This is a genomic window from Rhizobium leguminosarum (assembly GCF_010668065.1).
GTDB lineage: Bacteria > Pseudomonadota > Alphaproteobacteria > Rhizobiales > Rhizobiaceae > Rhizobium > Rhizobium leguminosarum_S.
On record NZ_WUEN01000003.1, the window covers coordinates 716,115 to 734,961 of the forward strand.

Genomic DNA, 18,847 nt, shown 5'->3' on the forward strand with positions numbered 1-18,847 from the left:
GCGGTATTGAACAGATCGGGACAATGGAACACGCCAGCTTGAAGGAACTCGAAGCGGCCATTGCGATTGCCCGGCGCGGGACATTCCGCGCAGCAGCCATCGATCTCGGCATGTCGACCACCGCGCTCAGCCACACCATAGGCAGGCTTGAGGCCGGGCTCGGCGTGCGACTGTTCAACCGCACCACACGCAGCGTGTCGCTGACTGATGCCGGCAGGCTCTTTGTGCAGCAGGTCGCGCCATCGCTCCAGGATCTTCATGCGGCTCTGGATCTGGTGCGCTCCCACCGCGAGACCCCTTCTGGAACGATAAGGATCAACGCAGCGCCATTTGCGGCGCGCGCCATCATCTCACCGCTCGTGCTGGAGTTCCTGCGCCGCTATCCCGACATGAATGTCGATATCGTTACCGAGGGTAAAATGGTCGATATCGTCAAGGACGGGTTCGATCTGGGCGTCAGGGTTGAAGGCCTCGTTCCCAGCGACATGATTGCCGTTTCGCTCGGCCGGCCTCAGCGACACGCAGTGGTTGGGTCTCCCGAGTATTTCGAGAAACATGGTAAGCCCATGGTGCCTCCGGATCTTCTCAATCACAGGTGCATTCGTGTTCGCCTGCCAGACGGCTCCTTGTTTCGATGGCGGTTCGAAAAAGACGGCGAGCCGGTGCAGATAGACGTGCGGGGGCCAATCGCACTCGATGAGGCCAGCCTTACGCGGACTGCTGTGCTCGAAAGCGCCGGCGTGGGCTACCTCTTTGAACAGGACATTCTCTCGGACATAGAGGCGGGGCGCGTTGTTCGTGTTTTAGAAGATTGGACGCTGCCGTATCCAGGGCTATGCCTATACTATCCTGGACGCCGAAATCTATCGGCTGGCGTCCGAGCATTCCTCGACTTAGCTCGTGAGTTCTCCCGAAAAGCGGCTTGACCCACTGCCTTCACCTTGAACCGTTGGCCGATGCGTCGCTCCTGTCTACCGCCGGCCCTACTACTGCGCCGGTTCCAGCATCGCGCAATCTTCCCCGCCGGTGCACTCGCCCGAGAGGGTGCGCTGACCGAGGGCAATGATAAGGACGGTTGCGGCCCCAGCGGCTGCAGACACCCAGAATCCGCTCTGGGGACCGTAGCTGTCGACGACCCAGCCCGTGACGAAGGCGCCAAGCGCCATGCCGATGCCGATGCCGGTCATCACCCAGGTGACGCCTTCCGTCAGCACCGATTCCGGCACGCGACGCTCGATCAGTCCGAAGGCCGTTATAAAAGTTGGCGAGATCGCGATGCCGCTGACGAAGACGGAGATAGCAAGCAGGGTTACCGAGCTGTCGGCGACGAGCAGCGGCAGCGAGGTCAGTGCGAGGATCGCAACAGCGATCAGCAGCTGACGGTGCAAGGGGATGCGCAGATTAAGCGCGCCGAGGGTCAGACCCACTAGGAAGGAACCGAGGGCATAGACACCGATCACCAGGCTTGCCGCATTCGGTTGACCAAGCTCCTTGGTAATGGCGACGACACTCACTTCAGCGGTTGCGAAGATCGCGCCGACGAAGATCAGCGCGAGCGTGATGATCTGCACCGGACGCTGGCGGATCGCGGAGCCAACCGAAGCCGCGCCGGCGACATGACGCACCTTCGGCTCGGTGCCGCGCTGCACGATGAAGGCGGCCGTCCCGAGTGTCAGAAAAGCTGTGCTCACCATCATGCCGGCTTCCGGGAATAGGGCGACGGCCAGCCCGACCGATAGCGAGGCGCCGGCGATATAGACCAGTTCGTCCGCGGCACTTTCGAACGCGAAGGCGGTATTGAGCTCGGGCTGGTTGCGAAAGAGTTCCGTCCAGCGCGCCCGCATCAGCGCCGGAATGCTCGGCATCGCCGCTGCGAGGAAGGCTGAGGCGAACAGCGTCCACACCGGCCAGTTCTGGTTGGTCGCGGTGATCAGCGCGATAAACGCCAGCACGGATACGATGGTTGTGGGAACGACGACTGCCGTTTGGCCCAGCCGATCGACCGCGCGCGAAATCTGCGGCGAGATCACCGCATTGGTGAGCGCATAAGTCGCCGACACGGCGCCCGCCAGCCAATATTCGCCATGTGCCTGGGAGAGCATGGCAACGATGCCGATCGGCGCCATGGCGATGGGAAGGCGTGCGAAGAAGCCGGCTGCGGAGAAGCCCTTGGCCCCAGGTGCCGCGAATATTTGTTTATACGGATTTGACATGGGACGATCCTTCCAGCTATCGGATAGAACACTTATATACGGAGCGTATGTGTTTAGATAATGCATACGTCCCGTATGTCAACGAAAAAGATACGCGGCGTATGCCAATGGAGAAGCCATGCGCAAACCGCGCCAGGAGATGATCGCAGAGACCCGCGGCAAACTGATCGCAGCCGGGCGGCGTGCCTTCGGCACGATCGGCTATGCGGAAGCGTCGATGGACGATTTCACCGGCGAAGCGGGATTGACGCGCGGGGCCCTCTATCACCACTTCGGTGACAAGAGGGGCCTGCTCCAGGCCGTGATCATGGAAATCGACGCGGAAATGACTGAACGGCTGAACGAGGTCTCGGCCGCCGCTCCCACGCGCTGGCAGGGCTTTGTCGACGAGTGCTCCGCTTATATCGAAATGGCGCTTGAGCCCGAAATCCAGCGTATCATGTTTCGCGATGGCCCGGCTGTCCTCGGCGATATCTCGCAATGGCAGAACACCCCCGGCTGTATCGCCGCCCTCTCCCGCAGCCTCGACCGTCTCAAGGCCGATGGCGAGATCATCGACATCGACACCGAAACCGCCGCTCGCCTCATCAATGGCGCCAGCAGCCATATGGCGCTTTGGATCGCCAATGCCGAGAATCCGGAGGCGGTTTCGAAGCGGGCGGTTGCGGGATTCAAGGCTATGCTGGGCAGCCTCCGCAGGCAGCAATGAGGTGTTTGATTTTCTATTCCGGCGCCGTGGGGCCTGGGTCGTTCCCTGACGATCGCGTTCCCGCCGCTGTATAGCTGCCACTCCACACTCTGATACGTTTTTGGCATTTCTTGAAACATGCCAGATACGCAGACCCGTCAGACATCACTCCGTCACGAAATGTCGCCTCGGGCGACAAGAACATGGAGTGCCTCATGAAGAAGTTTGACAATATTCTCGCCTGGCGCCGGCTTGCCCGCGGAGCAATGGTGATGGCGGTTGGACCGATGTTGCTGTTCCCAGCCGGTTACCTTGTGCCAGCGAGTGCAGCCGACGTCACATCGGACGGGCCGGCGACGCCGATCGAGGCCGACGAAACGATCCGCCCGTTCCAGATCCACGTTCCGCAGTCACAGCTTGACGATCTGCGCAAGCGCATTGCCGAAACGCGTTGGCCAGACAAGGAGACCGTGAGCGACACCTCGCAAGGCATCCAGCTTTCGCGCGTCCAGGATCTGGTCCGTTACTGGGGCACTGATTACGATTGGCGCAAAGCCGAGGCGGAGCTCAATGCACTTCCGGAATTCATCACGACGATCGACGGGGTCGATATCCAGTTCATCCATGTGCGATCGCGTCATCCCAACGCCCTTCCGGTCATTCTGACCCATGGTTGGCCGGGTTCGACCTTCGAGTTCATCAAGGCGATCGGCCCTCTTACCGATCCGACTGCTTATGGCGGTAAAGCGGAGGACGCATTTGACGTGGTCATTCCTTCCATCCCCGGCTACGGCTTTTCGGGTAAGCCGACGGAGCTTGGCTGGGGCCCCGACCGCGTTGCGCGGGCATGGGACATCCTGATGAAGCGGCTCGGCTACGCGCACTACGTTTCCCAGGGTGGCGACCATGGTTCCGTTATCTCCGACGCGCTGGCGCGCCAGGCACCCAAGGGCTTGCTTGGTATCCATCTCAACATGCCGGCGACCGTTCCGGGCAATCTCACCAAGGCGATCAATAGTGGAGACCCGGCTCCTGCGGGACTGTCGGCGCCCGAGCGGGATGCCTATGAATCGTTGAGCACCTTCTTCGGCCGGAATGCCGCCTATGGGGCCGTGATGGTGACGCGTCCGCAGACAATCGGCTACTCGCTTTCCGACTCGCCGTCGGGTCTGGCTGCCTGGATCTACGAAAAATTTGCTCAATGGAGCGACAGCGAGGGCATTCCCGAGCGTGTTTTTTCCAAGGACGAAATGCTGAATGACATCACATTGTACTGGCTGACCAACACTGGGGCATCCTCGTCGCGGTTCTATTGGGAAAACAACAACAACAACTTCAGCTCAGACGCCCAGAAGACCAAAGAGATCAAGATCCCGGTGGCAATCAGCGTGTTCCCGAAGGAGATCTACCAGGCGCCGGAGAGTTGGAGCAAGGAGGCCTATCCCACGCTGCATTATTACCATCGTGTCGATATGGGTGGTCACTTCGCCGCCTGGGAACAGCCCAAGCTTTTCGCTGAGGAACTGCGAGAGGCATTCAGGTCGGTGCGCTGATCCATCGGCTGCAGAATGACGGCTTGGCATATCCGCGGCTGAGAGTGGCGAATTCAAAGCCGCGGAGAATCGAACTCGAACCGTTTCATCAAATCATCCTCATCTCACTCTATTCCTGGGGTCAGTTCAATGCGCCGCCCGCCGCCAATACCTCGTCCGGTGTGTCGACGTCGAGCAGGGCCGCGTCGCCAACATCGACATCGAGCACGGGCAGGCCTGATGTGGCGATGATATCGCGCGCGCCGACATCGCCTTCAAGTCTCAGGATTGCCTGATTGAGAGAACGTGGCAGGATAACGGGATTGCCCGGCTTGCCGCGTGAGACGGCGCGCACGACGGCCTCGCCGCCGGCGTTTCGAAAGGTGGAAATCAGGGCATCGAGATGCGTCGTGGAAATGCCGGGCATATCGGCCAGCATGACGAGAATGCCTTCGGCGCTGTCAGCGTCCCTCGATGAGAATCCTGCTTTGAGCGAGCTCGCCATGCCGCTGGCGTAATCGGGATTATCGATGAAAGTCAGAGCGAGCCCATCGAGCGCGGCCTCGATCTCGCTCCTGCGATGGCCCGTGACGACAATAACGGACGCTGCATCCGCAGCGAGTGCGGTCAATGCCGACCGCCGCACGAGCGGCACGCCGTCGAATTCGGCCAGCAGCTTGTGCCTCCCACCCTCACCCATCCGGCTTGCCTTGCCGGCAGCGAGAATGACGATCGCGACTGACGCCTCACGCATAAGCCACCAGTCTTGCCGCGGCGACATCCGCCAGAACAGACAGGGCGAGCGAGGTTGCATCTCGCGTCGGGCCGAACATCCCGATGGGCGCCTTGATGCGACCGATATCATCCTTTCCGAAAGCCATGGCTGTCAACCGCTCGACACGCCGATGATGCGTCCGGGTGCTGCCGAGCGCGCCGATATAAAAGGCGGGTGAGTGAAGCGCGGTCTCGAGAATGGCGGCTTCGGCGTCGAGGTCATGATGCAGGAGCACGACGGCCGTGAAGGGGTCGATGATGTCGGCTGCGACCTTGGCCCCCTCGTCCTGCCCCCTGACGATCACGTCGTAGGCGGAAGCCTCGGCCAGTCGTGCGACGGCCTGCGCTTCGATGGTCCGCCCGGAAAGGACAATGCGGGTACGGGGACGGTAGACGGTCAGAAAATCTCGCTCGAGCCAGCACGCCCGTGGCAGTGGGTCTACCGCTTCGAGCGTCTGCCGCTCCGGCGAATATGCAAGGCCGGCTGCCTGCCTGCGTTCGAGACGATCAAGAACATGCTGCAAAGCTCCGACATCTTTGAGGACATGGATTGCAACAGCGATCCCGCCGCCGCAGGGAAGGACAATGTCGAAGAAGGGAGAGCCGTCGCCGAACTTGACCGTGCGGTCCCGTCCTTCCGCCATTGCAAGAAGTGCTTCGGAAGCGACGGCGGCTTCGACGCATCCGCCGGAGACATAGCCGCAGAACCGCCCGTCTGCGGCAACCGCCATATGAGCGCCGAGCGCCCGCGCCGCTCCGCCCCGGATTTCGACGAGGGTGGCAAGTGCCGCCGCGCCGAGACCATGGGCGTCTATCGCGAAGCGAAGCAGTTCCGCCGGATCGTCGGTGGACGAGGCCCTGACGGGAATTGGCGCCGTGATGGGCGCAAGTGTCTGATCCATCGGAAATCCTACAGGAAGTGACGGCGGTCCGCTTTCGAGACCACCGCCGAAATAATCAGGCCACATCCGGCAAGCCACCGATGAGCTTGTCAAGTGTCAGCGGATAGTGCCGGACCCTGACGCCGGTCGCGTTATAGACGGCGTTGGCGATTGCTGCCGCGACGCCGCAAAGGCCAAGCTCGCCGACGCCCTTCGCCTTCATCGGCGAGGACATCGGATCGGTCTCGTCCATGAAGATCACCTCCTGGTGCGGAATGTCGGCATGCACCGCCACTTCATAGCTGGCGAGATCGTGGTTGACGAAGAAGCCGCGACGGGTGTCGACCGCCAATTCCTCGGACAGTGCACCGCCGGCCCCCATCGTCATCGCGCCGATGACCTGGCTTCGGGCGGTGATCGGATTAAGGATTCTTCCCGCCGCACAGACTGCGAGCATCCTGCGGATCCGGCTTTCCCCAGTGGCAATGTCGACGCCAACCTCGACGAAGTGCGCGCCGAATGTCGATTGCTGATGCGTTTCGGTGAGCTCGCCCCACTTGATGGTGTCTTCGCCGACAAGGCCATCCGGACCGGCGGCTTCGGCAAGAGGCACCGAACGATTGCCCGAGCGGACCGCGCCATTCTCGAAGACGATGTCTTCGGAGTTGAAGCCGAGCTTCTTGGCGATGGCCTCACGCAGCGTGACACAGGCTGCGTAGACGCCAGACGTGGAAGAGTTCGCACCGAACTGTCCGCCGGAACCCGCAGAAACCGGAAAACGCGAGTCGCCGAGTTGGACGGCGACCTTGTCGATCGTGACCCCCATCATCTCGGCCGCCGTCTGGGCGATGATCGTGTAGCTGCCCGTCCCGATGTCGGTCATGTCGGTTTCGACCGTTACGACGCCTTCCCGGTCGAGTTTTACCCGAGCTCCGGAGGGAAGGACGAGGTTGTTGCGGAAGGCAGCGGCAACGCCCATGCCGACCAGCCAGTTGCCGTCCCGCCTGGAACCCGGTCTTCCCCGTTCACCCCAGCCAAACCGTTCGGCACCGAGCGTGAGGCAGCCGACGAGATTGCGCTGGGAAAAAGGCCGCTGCGGCTTTTCCGGATCGACCTGCGTGTCGTTGATGATCCGAAACTGCACAGGATCGATCCCAACTTTTTCGGCAATCTCGTCGATGGCGATTTCGAGCGCCATCAGTCCGGGGGCTTCGCCCGGAGCGCGCATGGCATTGCCCTCCGGGAGGTTGAGCGTCGCAAGACGCATTGCGGTCATCCGGTTTGCACCCGCATAGAGGAGCCGTGTCTGGTTGACGGCTGTCTCCAATCCACCGCCCGGAAGATCGCCAGACCAGCTTTCGTGGGCAATGGCGGTTATCTTGCCGTCACGCTCGGTTCCAATACGGATCCGCTGGATCGTCGCCGGCCGGTGGGTCGTGTTGTTTATCAGGAGGGGGCGAGGCAAGGCGACCTTGACGGGCCGCTTGACCGCACGCGCACCGACAACGGCCAGCACGGCATCCGCCCGCAGGAACAGCTTGCCGCCGAAGCCGCCGCCGATGAACGGCGACATGAGATGGATCTTCTCCTTGTCGATGTCGAGCGTTGTTGCAAGGTCGGAGCGCCACCAGTCGATCATCTGGCTGGAGGTCCAGACGGTCACCTCGTCGCCATTCCAGGCCGCGATCGATGCGTGCGGCTCCATCATTGCATGCGACTGGTCGGGCGTCGTATAAGACGCGTCAACAGTGACGGGAGCTGACCTGAAGGCAGCCTCGAAGTCGCCGACCGCGGTATCGGGCTGCTGCGATTCATCCGGCTTGACGGCCGAATCCTTTGCTTGGCCGAGATCGAACACACCCTTTTCTTCGGCATAGTCGACCTTGACCAGGGAGGCTGCGGCGCGTGCCTGCTCGAAGGTCTCGGCGACGACGACCGCGATTGCCTGGTGATAGTGCTGAACCTCGTCGCCACCGAAAAGCTTGGCGGTGTTGAACCTGCCCTTCTTCCGCTCGCCGATGTCGAGCGTCGTCACGACGGCAAGCACACCCGGAGCCCTTTTGGCGGCGGAAACGTCCATGGACGTGATGCGGCCCTTGGCGATGGCCGCACCGACGGGATAACCATAGGCGTAGGACATATTCGGATCGTGCCACTCATAGGCGTACATCGCCCGGCCGGTCGTCTTGAGCTGACCGTCGATGCGGTGGATCGGCTGGCCGACGACCTTCAGATTGTCGATCGGGTTGGTTGTCGCTGGCGTATCGAACTGCATGGCTCAACCCCTTGCTTCGGCGATGACCGCGCCGAGCGTGCGCTCGACCAGGTCGATCTTGAAACGGTTCTGTTCGGTCGGGCGGGCGCCGGCAAGAAGCACGCCTGCCACCGCCCGCGCGCCTTTCGGCAGCTCGGCTTCGGCGGCCTCGATGCGCCACGGTTTGTGGGCGACGCCGCCGACGGCGACACGTCCTGTCCCATCCGGCTGGATCACGGCTCCGACCGAGACCAGCGCAAAGGCATAGGAGGCGCGGTCTCGCACCTTGCGATAGATGTGCTTGCCGCCGATCGGGGGCGGCAGCAGGACCGCCGTGATGAACTCGCCGCGCTCAAGAACGGTTTCGATATCAGGCGTGTCGCCGGGCAACCGATGAAAGTCGGCGATCGCAATCGCGCGGCGACTTCCGTCGGCCTTGACCGTTTCCACAACAGCATCGAGCGCCCGCATGGCGATGGCCATGTCACTCGGATGAGTGGCGATGCAGCTCTCGCTTACCCCGACCACTGCATGCTGACGGCTGAAGCCGCCGATGGCGGAACAGCCGCTGCCGGGCTGCCGCTTGTTGCACGGCTGGTTCGGGTCATAGAAATAGGGACAGCGCGTGCGCTGCAGGAGGTTGCCGGCCGTCGTCGCCTTGTTGCGCAGTTGGCCTGAGGCGCCCGCGACAAGCGCCCTGGAAAGCAGGCCGTAGTCGCGGCGAACAATTTCGTGAGCTGCAAGAGCGGTGTTGCGGACCAAAGCGCCGATGCGCAGCCCGCCCTCCGCCGTGGGTTCGATCTTGTCGAGGCCGACACCGTTGACGTCGATCAGATGCGCCGGCGTCTCGATCTCGAGCTTCATCAGGTCGAGGAGATTGGTGCCGCCGGCGATGAACTTGGTTTCGGGATTGGAGGCCGCCGCCTTGGCCGCGGCCTCGACGGACGAGGCACGTTCATAGGTGAAGGCTCTCATGCTTTTATCCCCGCGACTTCCGCAATGGCATCGACAATGTTGGAATAGGCGCCGCATCGACAGATATTGCCGCTCATGCGTTCGCGGATTTCGGCTGCAGTGACGGCCGCCTCTGCCGTAAGATCGCCGGTGACGTGGCTCGGTATGTTCGCCTTGATCTCCTCGAGCACCGCCACGGAGGAACAGATCTGTCCCGGCGTGCAGTAGCCGCACTGGAAGCCGTCATGCTTGACGAATGCCGCCTGCATCGGATGAAGGTTTTCAGGCTGGCCGAGGCCCTCGATCGTGGTGATTTGATCGCCTTCGTGCATGACCGCCAGCGTCAGGCAGGAATTGATGCGGTGGCCGTCGACCATGACGGTGCATGCACCGCATTGGCCGTGGTCGCATCCCTTTTTCGTGCCGGTCAGATGCAGGTGCTCGCGCAGTGCGTCGAGCAGCGACGTTCTGTTGTCGACCTCGAGATCGCGCTTCTCACCGTTAACCGCGAAGGAAACCTTGGATGTATAGGCCATGTCATTTCCTGGGGACTGTGCCGCCGCGGGAGCGACGGCTCCGGTGACCGCAATCGTTGCGGCCGACGAGATAAGTAGATCTCGACGGGAAAGTTCCAGTTGTATCTGGCTTGGCATGAACTGCTCCACCTTGCTCGTTGGACATAGGCGCGCGTCAACGCCGTCAGCTGAGGTAGTGCAACTCCGTCTCCTGATTAGACCCCTTCCGTTGCATACGGTTATCGATCTGGCTCATGAATTCCCCGAGCCGCGGTCATAAGATGCCGCGAGCCACAACTTCAATGAAGTTGGCTTGGACGCGGAAGCGCCAGCGGAGCAACGCCCGCCGATGCGCGCGAAAAAAAGCAGCGCCATGCGCAAAAAATGATGCTTTTCGGGCTCATCGTTATTCCCTACTCCCTATCGAAGCAGGTGACGAAAGGGGAAGACCGCATGCCCACGCCGTTTTACTGGAACGAGCTCAATACATATGATTTTGCCGGCCTCTCCCCCGAGACCACGATTGCCGTTCTGCCCATCGCCTCGACGGAACAGCACGGCCCGCATCTGCCGATCGCAACGGATGTCGCGATCGCGACCGGCATGCTGGCGGAGCTGAAGAGGCAGCGGCCGGAGGATCTGGACATGCTGGTCCTTCCGACACAGGAGATCGGCAAGGCCAACGAACACATCTACGGCCCCGGCACGCTGTCGCTCGGTGCCGAGCTGCTCATCCCCGTCTGGACGGCGATCGGCGCAAAGGTTGCCGAAGCCGGGCTGCGGAAGATGGTGATCGTCAATTCCCACGGCGGCAATGTCGACATCATGAGCATCGTCGCGCGCGAACTGCGCGTGCGCCATCAAATGGCGGTGGTCTCCACGCAATGGGGCCGTTTCGGTCATCCGGAAGGCATGGTCAGCGATCACGAGAGCAAATACGGCATCCACGGCGGCGATGTCGAGACGTCGTTGATGCTGCACTTCCGCCCCGAACTGGTGCGGATGGACAAGGCGCAGAACTTTGCCTCGAAAGCCGAAGGGATGCGGGAGCAATCCAAGTTTCTTCAGCCTCTGCCGCCGCATTCGCTGGCCTGGATCGCGCATGACCTCAATCCCTTCGGCGTGGTCGGCGATGCCTCGATTGCCACTGCCGAAAAGGGCGAGGCGATCTGCTGCCATCAGGTCAAGGGATTCGTCGAGCTGCTCCAGGATCTCAAGGCCTATCCGCTTTCGAATCTCTATGTGAAATAGGTTCAGCCGCGGGTTTCACATCCGGTGGGATATGACCCTTGGCCTGCAATTCCTGCACCAGGCCGAGCAGTTCGGCGAGCAGATATTCGACGAAAAGGCTGGTGGCCGCGTCAAGCGGCGCACGGGCGCGGGCAAACAGTTTCATCTGCTGGTAACGCGCATGCGGCTCGGCGATCGGCCGGAAGACGAGTTCACCGCGCCGGCATTCGGTGATGACGTCGAGCGGATTGAGCAGCGTCAGCCCGGTGCCGCATTTGACGAGCTGTTTCAGCATCTCCGATGCATTGGTTTCCAGCACCGGCTCGACCGAAATGGGCAGACGCGCAAAAGCAAGGTTGATCACCTCGCGCAGGCTGGTGCCCGGCTGCGCCAGAACCAGTTTTTCCTGGGTGACATCGGCAATGTTGATCGGCCCGGGACCGATCAGGTGATGCCCCGGCGGCAGCACGACACCGATCGGGATATCGAAATTTCCGAGCGTGCGGATGCCGGGCATGGCGGGGATGTTGAAGCCAAGACCGATATCCACCTCGCCTGATACAACGGGGCTGGCCGTCGTGCCGCCGGTGTCGTTGCGCAGCTGGACGAAGACGCGCGGATGTTCTGAAAGAAAGCGCGCGATGATTTCGGGCAGCGGTCCGGCGGCAAGCCCAACGGTGGTCACCATGCGCACCTTCCCCGCTTGCTGCATCTTGAGGCTGCGGATGCGCCCCTCCAGACGCTCGTAATTCTTCAGCACGTCCCGGATATGCTCGATGCAGAGTTCGCCGGCAGCCGTCAGCCGCAAGCCACGCGGCAGCCGCTCGAAAAGCGGCGCCCCGATCTCCTCTTCCAGCGCCAAAATCTGCCTGTTGACCGCCGATGACGCAACATTGAGGCGCGCGGCCGCCTTGCGGATCGAACCGCAACGGGCAATCTCGTTGATGTAAAGAAGGCGTCTGGAGTGCAGCACGGTCTCTCCGATGCATAAATTTTGCGCAGAGCGCACAAATTATTTTCAGCTTTCCGACAGATGCCGAAAAGGCATCAATGCGCACGAATTTTGATGCTTTTCAAAGCGCATGGCAATGGCTCAAATTCCCTCAAAAGGAGGCCGACCAAGGCCTCCCTCGGTCAAAAAGGGGAACTGCCGACCATGTTGAAAGCACAGACGAAGACGCAATTCCTGGGCTGCCTCGGCCTCGCTTCGATGCTTGCCGCCGCCTCGCCGGCGCTTGCCCTCGACAAGGTGAGCTACGGGACGAACTGGCTTGCCCAAGCGGAGCATGGCGGCTTCTACCAAGCCGTCGCCGACGGCACCTATGCAAAATACGGCCTCGACGTCACCATCGTCCAGGGTGGCCCGAATGCGGCAAACAGCGCGCTGCTGATCTCCGGCAAGCTCGATTTCTACATGGGTGGTCCTCAGGGAGAAATATCCGCCGTCGAGCAGGGCATTCCGCTGGTCGATGTCGCCGCGATCTTCCAAAAGGATCCACAGGTACTGATCGCCCATCCGGACAATGGCGTCGACAAGTTCGAGGACCTCGCCAAGCTGAAAACGCTGTTCCTCAGCAAGGACGGCTACCTCACCTATTTCGAATGGATGAAGGCCAACTTCAAAGGCTTCAAGGACGAGCAGTACAAGCCCTATAACTTCAGTCCCGCCCCCTTCCTCGCAGACAAGGAGTCTGCCCAGCAGGGATACCTGACCTCCGAACCCTACGAGATCCAGAAGCAGGCAGGCTTCGAGCCGAAGGTCTTCCTGCTCGCCGACAACGGCTATTCGCCCTATTCGACGATGATCACGACGACGCAGGCGATGATCGACGGCAAGTCCGACGTCGTGCAGCGCTTCGTCGATGCCTCGATCGAGGGCTGGTACAACTACCTTTACGGCGACAACGCCAAGGCGAACGCGCTGATCAAGAAGGACAATCCTGAAATAACGGACGGCCAGATCGCCTATTCGATCACCAAGATGAAGGAATACGGCATCATCGAATCCGGCGACAGCCTCGACAAGGGCATCGGCTGCATCACTGACGCCCATTACAAGAAGTTCTTCGACGAGATGACCGCCATCAAGGTGTTCAAGGCCGATACCGATTACACCAAGGCCTTCACGACGAAGTTCGTCTGCAAGGGTGCCGGAATGGCACTGAAGAAGTAGGCCGGCCGACGGCTCTCCTGGTCCGCCATTGAGGACGTGGCGGGCCGTATCCTCCCGCATGAACGAGACAGCGATGCTCCCAGCAGAAGCCCAGGCGGTATCCCCGAAAGAGACGCGCAAGCGGCCGCTTGTTATCATGCAGTCGGTCTCGAAGGTCTTTTCCAGCGGCACTGTCGCCCTTTCGAACATGTCGCTGACGGTCGAAAGCGGCGAGTTCGTCAGCCTGCTCGGTCCTTCCGGCTGCGGCAAGTCGACGGCACTGCGCATCATCGCCGGTCTCGGTGATGTCACCTCGGGAACGATCGACTGGCCGAGTTCGCGCATCAATTCCAGAGGTCTGCCGGAAGGCGATATCGGCTTCGTCTTCCAGGAGCCGACGTTGATGCCCTGGAAGAACGTGTTCGACAATGTCCATCTGCCGCTGAGGTTGAGGCGCGTTTCGAAGGCAGCCGCGCATGATCAGATCATGGAAGTGCTAGCCACCGTCGGCCTGCAGGATTTTGCCAAGGCCTATCCGCGCGAACTTTCCGGCGGCATGAAGATGCGCGTCTCGATCGCCCGTGCGCTGGTGACGAAGCCGAAGCTGCTGCTGATGGACGAGCCTTTCGCCGCGCTCGATGAGATCACCCGCCAGAAGCTCAACGACGACGTGCTGCGGCTGTGGAAGGCGACCGGCATTACGGTGATTTTCGTGACGCATTCGGTCTTCGAGTCCGCCTATCTCTCGAACCGCATCGTCGTGATGAAGGCAAGGCCCGGGCGCGTGCATGCCGACGTGCCGCTGATCACCAGCCTCGAACGCGACGCGCACTACCGCACCTCGGAAGAATACCGCAAGGCCTGCGAAACGGTGTCGCATTCGCTGATCGGGGCGATCAATTCGGCAGGGGATCATTGATGAGTGACGAAACAGACACATCGCCGCTGCTCATTAAGGGTACCGCAAGCGCAAGGCACCGCGATCTTGCGCTGCGCATCGCCATCCCCTTCCTCGTCATCGGCCTGATGATCCTCGTCTGGTACGCCTATGTGAAACTGTCCGGCGTGCCGCCCTATATCCTGCCAGGACCGGCCGCTGTGGCAAACGCCTTCGTGACGGATTGGGGTACGTTGGCCCCTGCCCTCTGGGTCACCACCAAGATCACCTTCATGTCGCTGATGCTGGCGCTTGTCGGCGGCGTCGGCTTTGCGATCTTTCTCGTGCAGTCGCGCTGGGTCGAGCTTGCCTTCTATCCCCTTGCCGTCATCCTGCAGGTAACGCCGATCGTCGCCATCTCGCCGCTGATCCTGATCTATGCGCCGTCGACGCAGGTCGCGCTGCTGATCTGCGCCTTCCTCGTCGCCTTCTTCCCGATCCTTTCGAATATGGTCCAGGGACTGAAGAGCGTCGACCACAATCTGATCAACCTCTTCGAGCTCTACGGCGCCTCGCGCTGGCAGACGCTGCTCTTTCTCAAACTGCCTGCCGCCCAACCCTATTTCATGACCGGCCTCAGGATCGGCGGTGGCCTTGCGCTGATCGCCGCCGTCGTCGCGGAATTTGCGGCAGGTTCGGCAGGCGCGGGATCCGGCCTCGCCTTCCGCCTGCTCGAAGCGCAGTACCGGATGAACATCCCGCGGCTCTTCGCGGCCCTGTTGATGCTCTCCATGCTTGGCGTAGCGATCTTCGGCCTCACTACCCTCATCGCCTGGCTGAGCCTCCACCGCTGGCATGAGAGCAGCATTAAACGGGAAAACTGATGACCTATTCCTTTATATCCCCGCCGAATGCGGCTCGCTTCGTGCTGAGCAATGCGACAGTGCCCGCCGTCAGCCTCGATCATGTCGACGTGCCGGTCACGGAAGGGCTGGCCACGGTCGATATCGTCATCAGCGACGGCATGATTGCCGCCATCCGGCCGGCCGGCGCCGCACCCGCCGATTATGCCAGGACCGATCTCAGGGACGGCATGGTCTGGCCGTGCTTTGCCGATATCCATACCCATCTCGACAAAGGCCATATCTGGCCGCGCCAGGCCAATCCCGACGGTAGCTTCATGGGTGCGCTCGATGCCGTCAGGGCCGACCGTGAAGCCAACTGGTCGGCGGCAGACGTCAAACGGCGCATGGAATTCTCGCTCCGCTCCGCCTATGCCCATGGCACCAGCCTGATCCGCACGCACCTGGATTCGCTTGCGCCCCAGCATCGCATTTCCTTCGAGGTCTTTGCCGAAATCCGGGATGCCTGGAAAGACAGGATCGCATTGCAGGCGGTTGCCCTCTTCCCGCTGGATGCCATGGCAGACAGCGCCTTCTTTACCGATCTCGTCACAACAATCCGACAGACCGGCGGCCTGCTTGGCGGCGTCACCCGGATGGGGCCGGAGCTTGTCTGGCAGCTCGACACGCTCTTCAGGACTGCCGCGGAGCATGGCCTTGATGTCGATCTGCATGTCGACGAGACGGATGATCGCGGCGCCGAGACGCTGAAGGCAATCGCTGAGGCCGTGCTGCGCAACGGGTTCGAGGGCAAGGTGACCGCCGGCCATTGCTGCTCGCTCGCCCGCCAGGACGAAGACACCGCCGCGCGCACCGTCGAGTTGGTTGCCAAGGCAGGTGTCGCGGTCATCGCGCTGCCGATGTGCAATATGTATCTGCAGGACCGCTATCCCGGCCGCACCCCGCGTTGGCGCGGTGTCACCCTGTTCAAGGAGCTGGCCGCTGCCGGTGTCGCGACCGCGGTCGCATCCGACAATACCCGCGACCCCTTCTATGCCTATGGCGATCTCGATCCGGTGGAGGTCTTCCGCGAAGCCGTGCGGATTCTGCATCTCGACCACCCGCTCGATACCGCCGCCCGTGTCGTCACCACCTCGCCCGCCGCCATCGTCGGGCGACCGGACAAGGGCCGTATCGCCGCCGGCGATCCCGCCGATCTCGTGCTCTTCAGCGCGCGGCGCTGGAGTGAATTCCTGTCCCGTCCTCAGGCTGACCGCGTCGTGCTTCGCCGCGGCAAGGTGATCGACCGCAGCCTGCCGGATTACCGTGAACTCGATAGCGTCGTTGGAGCCTGACATGGCCGATTATCAGAAGATCAAAAAGGACCTCGAAGGCATCGCCGTCGAGGACAATCCAGCGCTCGTTCGCCAGAAGAGCCGGGATTTCTATTGGTACTCGCCGATCCTGAAGGCGCAGCTCGACAATGTGACGGCCGATCTCGTCGTCACGCCGAAGACCGAGGAAGAGGTTATCCGGACGCTGAAGGTCGCCTTTGCCCATGGCGTGCCGGTCACGCCGCGCGGCGCCGGCACCGGCAATTACGGCCAGGCCATGCCGCTTTCCGGCGGTATCGTGCTGAACCTTGCCGCCATGGACAAGATCAAGGAGATCCATCCTGGCCGTGTCGTCTGCGAACCGGGCATCGTTCTTGCCCAACTCGACAAGCAGACCAAGGCCCATTCCGGCCAGGAGCTGCGCTTCCACCCCTCCACCGCGCAGACGGCGACGGTCGGCGGTTTCATCGCCGGCGGTTCCGGCGGCGTCGGCTCGATCACCTGGGGCGGCTTGCGCGACATCGGCAATATATTGCGCCTGCGCGTCGTCACCATGGAAGCCGAACCGCGCGTGCTCGATCTCACCGGCTGGGATCTCCAGAAGGTGAGCCACGCCTATGGCACCAACGGCATCATCACCGAGATCGAGATGCCGCTTGCACCTGCCTATGACTGGGTCGATGTGCTGGTCGGCTATGACGACTTCATGGAAGCGGTGCGTTTTTCCGATGCGCTGGCGAAATGCAACGGCATTCTCGTCAAAGAAATTGCCCCGATCGCCGCTCCCATTCCTTACGACTATTTCACCCGCCACAAGCCCTACATCCGTCAGGGCCAGTCGATCGTCGTGCTGATGATCGCGCCGCACTCCATGGATGCCTTTCTGGCTTTCACGGCGCCGCAGAAGGGCGAGATCATGTTCCGCTCCGACAAGGTGGAAAGCATGCGCGGCATCCCGCACGCCTACGAGCTTGCCTGGAACCACACGACATTGCGCGCGCTGAAGGTCGACCCGAGCTTCACCTATCTGCAGGTGCAATATCCGGGACCCGATCATGTCGCCAAGGTGCGGAAGATGGTCGAAATTTTCGGTGACGAAGTGCCGGGTCATCTCGAATTCATCAAGTTCGATGGCCAGATCCAGTGCTCCGGCCTGCCGCTGGTGCGCTATACCACCGAAGAGCGGCTGGAGGAGATCATCAAGATCCACCAGGACAATGGATGCCCGATCTTCAATCCGCACCGCTATACGCTCGAAGAAGGCGGCATGAAGCGGACCGACGCGGTGCAGCTCGCCTTCAAACAGGAAACCGATCCGAAGGGCCTGCTCAATCCCGGCAAGATGATCGCGTGGGAAAATCCTGATTTCGATTTCAACGCCGGCAAGAACTATCTCTTCCCTGGCCTGGCGGCCCTGATGGAGGCCTCATGAGGGTTCTCGTCCTCCACTCTCACCCGGTCGAGGAAAGTTATGGCAAGGCGCTTTACCGGCAGACCGTCGAGAGCCTGCAGAAGGCCGGGCATATGGTGGACGCCTGCGACCTCTATGAAGAGCGGTTCGATCCGGTGCTCTCGCGCCAGGACCGGCTCGCCTATCACGACTATCCGGAAAATCTGAAGCTGGTGGAATCGCATGTCGAAAGGTTGAAGGCGGCCGAGGGGCTGGTGATCTGCACCCCGATCTGGAACTTCGGCTTTCCGGCGATCCTCAAGGGATATTTCGACCGCGTCTGGCTGCCGGGCGTTTCCTTCGAGCTGGTCAACGGCAAGGTGGAATCGCGGCTGCGCCACATCCGCAAGCTCGCAGCCGTCCTGACTTATGGCGCAACGCCCTTCCGGGCCTTCGCCGCCGGCAACCCGCCGAAGAAAATCGTCAAGCGCGTGCTGAGGGCGCAGATCAATCCGGTGAGACCGGTGACGTTCCTCGCCCATTACGACATGAACAATTGCACCTCGGAGACGCGGGCAAAGTTCCTCGCCCGCGTCGGAAACGCGATGGAGCGATTCTAGAAAATTTTCGCGGCCGTCACTTCCACTTCGACCAGGAACTCAGGGCGCGTAAAGCCGCCGATGACCAACAAGGTGGAAACCGGCTTCGGATCGAGCGTATAGCGATCCCGTACGGCCATATAGGCCAGGAAATCCTCGCGGCGGGTGACGAAGCCTGAAATGCGGATGACATCGGCAAAACTCATTTCCGCCTCTTCGAGTATCGCCTTGATCGCCTCGAAGCAGAGTTCCGCCTGAGCAGTGATATCGCTCGGAACAGTATCGTCGAGACCGATACCAAGCTGACCCGACGTGACCAGAAGCGATGCGCCGGGCGGCACCAGCAGGCCGTGATTGTAATTTCCAAAAGGCCGGCGCACTGAGGCCGGATTGAAGGTCTTCTTCATCGATCTCTCTGAAATTTTCCCATAGGTTCGCAGTCCCGCGACCCTACAGGACGCAGCGGGATATGAGAATATCGCCGTCTTCCATGGTGTCTTGCGGCAAAAGAGGGAGGACCGTGGCAGTATCACTTCGGGCTATCGGACTTGCGCTCGCCTGAATTTCAGCCAAAATCCTGATCGTAATACGCCGGCTACTGACAGCAGTGCG

Annotated in this window: 18 protein-coding genes; 10 read left to right on the plus strand and 8 right to left on the minus strand. The window is 61.4% G+C overall.

What is annotated here, in order from left to right; genetic code table 11:
* Window positions 1-23 precede the first annotated feature (23 nt).
* Window positions 24-926, plus strand: a complete 903-nt coding sequence (locus tag GR198_RS11725; RefSeq protein ID WP_164068984.1) for a LysR family transcriptional regulator — start codon at window positions 24-26, stop codon at window positions 924-926.
* A 60-nt stretch (window positions 927-986) separates the two neighbouring features.
* On the opposite strand, the gene GR198_RS11730 is transcribed toward GR198_RS11725, so the two are convergent.
* Window positions 987-2,213: an MFS transporter gene (locus tag GR198_RS11730; RefSeq protein WP_164068987.1), complete on the minus strand. Its 1,227-nt coding sequence runs from the start codon at window positions 2,211-2,213 to the stop codon at window positions 987-989.
* A 118-nt stretch (window positions 2,214-2,331) separates the two neighbouring features.
* Between GR198_RS11730 and GR198_RS11735 the strand changes: the two genes are divergently transcribed.
* The gene (locus GR198_RS11735) at window positions 2,332-2,922 is read left to right on the plus strand and encodes a TetR/AcrR family transcriptional regulator (RefSeq protein ID WP_026238463.1); all 591 of its coding nucleotides are present in this window, start codon (window positions 2,332-2,334) and stop codon (window positions 2,920-2,922) included.
* A 194-nt stretch (window positions 2,923-3,116) separates the two neighbouring features.
* Window positions 3,117-4,454: an epoxide hydrolase family protein gene (locus GR198_RS11740; RefSeq protein WP_164068989.1), complete on the plus strand. Its 1,338-nt coding sequence runs from the start codon at window positions 3,117-3,119 to the stop codon at window positions 4,452-4,454.
* Between the two features lie 121 nt (window positions 4,455-4,575).
* On the opposite strand, the gene GR198_RS11745 is transcribed toward GR198_RS11740, so the two are convergent.
* From GR198_RS11745 to paoA, 5 genes are read right to left on the minus strand one after another with little or no spacing between them, the layout of a single operon-like run.
* Window positions 4,576-5,187 (minus strand): nucleotidyltransferase family protein, encoded by a 612-nt coding sequence (locus tag GR198_RS11745; RefSeq protein ID WP_164068991.1) that lies wholly within the window; start codon window positions 5,185-5,187, stop codon window positions 4,576-4,578.
* Window positions 5,180-6,109, minus strand: a complete 930-nt coding sequence (locus GR198_RS11750) for an XdhC family protein (RefSeq protein WP_029871695.1) — start codon at window positions 6,107-6,109, stop codon at window positions 5,180-5,182. Before GR198_RS11750 ends, GR198_RS11745 begins: the two co-directional genes overlap by 8 nt.
* Before the next feature lie 55 nt (window positions 6,110-6,164).
* Complete coding sequence (gene paoC, locus GR198_RS11755) at window positions 6,165-8,363, minus strand: aldehyde oxidoreductase molybdenum-binding subunit PaoC (RefSeq protein WP_164068994.1); 2,199 nt, start codon at window positions 8,361-8,363, stop codon at window positions 6,165-6,167.
* 3 nt (window positions 8,364-8,366) lie between these two features.
* Complete coding sequence (locus tag GR198_RS11760) at window positions 8,367-9,317, minus strand: FAD binding domain-containing protein (protein ID WP_164023427.1); 951 nt, start codon at window positions 9,315-9,317, stop codon at window positions 8,367-8,369.
* The gene (gene paoA, locus GR198_RS11765; RefSeq protein ID WP_222379154.1) at window positions 9,314-9,961 is read right to left on the minus strand and encodes an aldehyde dehydrogenase iron-sulfur subunit PaoA; all 648 of its coding nucleotides are present in this window, start codon (window positions 9,959-9,961) and stop codon (window positions 9,314-9,316) included. Before paoA ends, GR198_RS11760 begins: the two co-directional genes overlap by 4 nt.
* A gap of 234 nt (window positions 9,962-10,195) precedes the next feature.
* Here paoA and GR198_RS11770 point away from each other — a divergent pair, with 234 nt between their 5' ends.
* Complete coding sequence (locus GR198_RS11770) at window positions 10,196-11,062, plus strand: creatininase family protein (RefSeq protein WP_204337068.1); 867 nt, start codon at window positions 10,196-10,198, stop codon at window positions 11,060-11,062.
* On the opposite strand, the gene GR198_RS11775 is transcribed toward GR198_RS11770, so the two are convergent.
* Window positions 11,025-12,014, minus strand: coding sequence for a LysR family transcriptional regulator (locus GR198_RS11775; protein ID WP_164068996.1), 990 nt, complete (start codon window positions 12,012-12,014; stop codon window positions 11,025-11,027). The two genes, GR198_RS11770 and GR198_RS11775, sit on opposite strands and share 38 nt — an antisense overlap.
* 183 nt (window positions 12,015-12,197) lie before the next feature.
* Here GR198_RS11775 and GR198_RS11780 point away from each other — a divergent pair, with 183 nt between their 5' ends.
* The 6 genes from GR198_RS11780 (at window position 12,198) to GR198_RS11805 (ending at window position 18,256) form a co-directional block, all read left to right on the plus strand.
* Window positions 12,198-13,214: an ABC transporter substrate-binding protein gene (locus GR198_RS11780; RefSeq protein WP_003550593.1), complete on the plus strand. Its 1,017-nt coding sequence runs from the start codon at window positions 12,198-12,200 to the stop codon at window positions 13,212-13,214.
* 73 nt (window positions 13,215-13,287) lie between these two features.
* Window positions 13,288-14,112, plus strand: a complete 825-nt coding sequence (locus GR198_RS11785; protein ID WP_027664398.1) for an ABC transporter ATP-binding protein — start codon at window positions 13,288-13,290, stop codon at window positions 14,110-14,112.
* Window positions 14,112-14,954, plus strand: coding sequence for an ABC transporter permease (locus GR198_RS11790; protein WP_164023430.1), 843 nt, complete (start codon window positions 14,112-14,114; stop codon window positions 14,952-14,954). Before GR198_RS11785 ends, GR198_RS11790 begins: the two co-directional genes overlap by 1 nt.
* Window positions 14,954-16,267, plus strand: coding sequence for a cytosine deaminase (locus tag GR198_RS11795; protein ID WP_164023431.1), 1,314 nt, complete (start codon window positions 14,954-14,956; stop codon window positions 16,265-16,267). The genes GR198_RS11790 and GR198_RS11795 overlap by 1 nt, the downstream gene beginning before the upstream one ends.
* A 1-nt stretch (window position 16,268) precedes the next feature.
* Window positions 16,269-17,678, plus strand: a complete 1,410-nt coding sequence (locus tag GR198_RS11800) for an FAD-binding oxidoreductase (RefSeq protein ID WP_164023432.1) — start codon at window positions 16,269-16,271, stop codon at window positions 17,676-17,678.
* Window positions 17,675-18,256, plus strand: coding sequence for an NAD(P)H-dependent oxidoreductase (locus GR198_RS11805; protein WP_164068998.1), 582 nt, complete (start codon window positions 17,675-17,677; stop codon window positions 18,254-18,256). Before GR198_RS11800 ends, GR198_RS11805 begins: the two co-directional genes overlap by 4 nt.
* Here the strand turns inward: GR198_RS11805 and GR198_RS11810 are convergent.
* Complete coding sequence (locus GR198_RS11810; RefSeq protein WP_164069000.1) at window positions 18,253-18,642, minus strand: RidA family protein; 390 nt, start codon at window positions 18,640-18,642, stop codon at window positions 18,253-18,255. The two genes, GR198_RS11805 and GR198_RS11810, sit on opposite strands and share 4 nt — an antisense overlap.
* Window positions 18,643-18,847 lie beyond the last annotated feature (205 nt).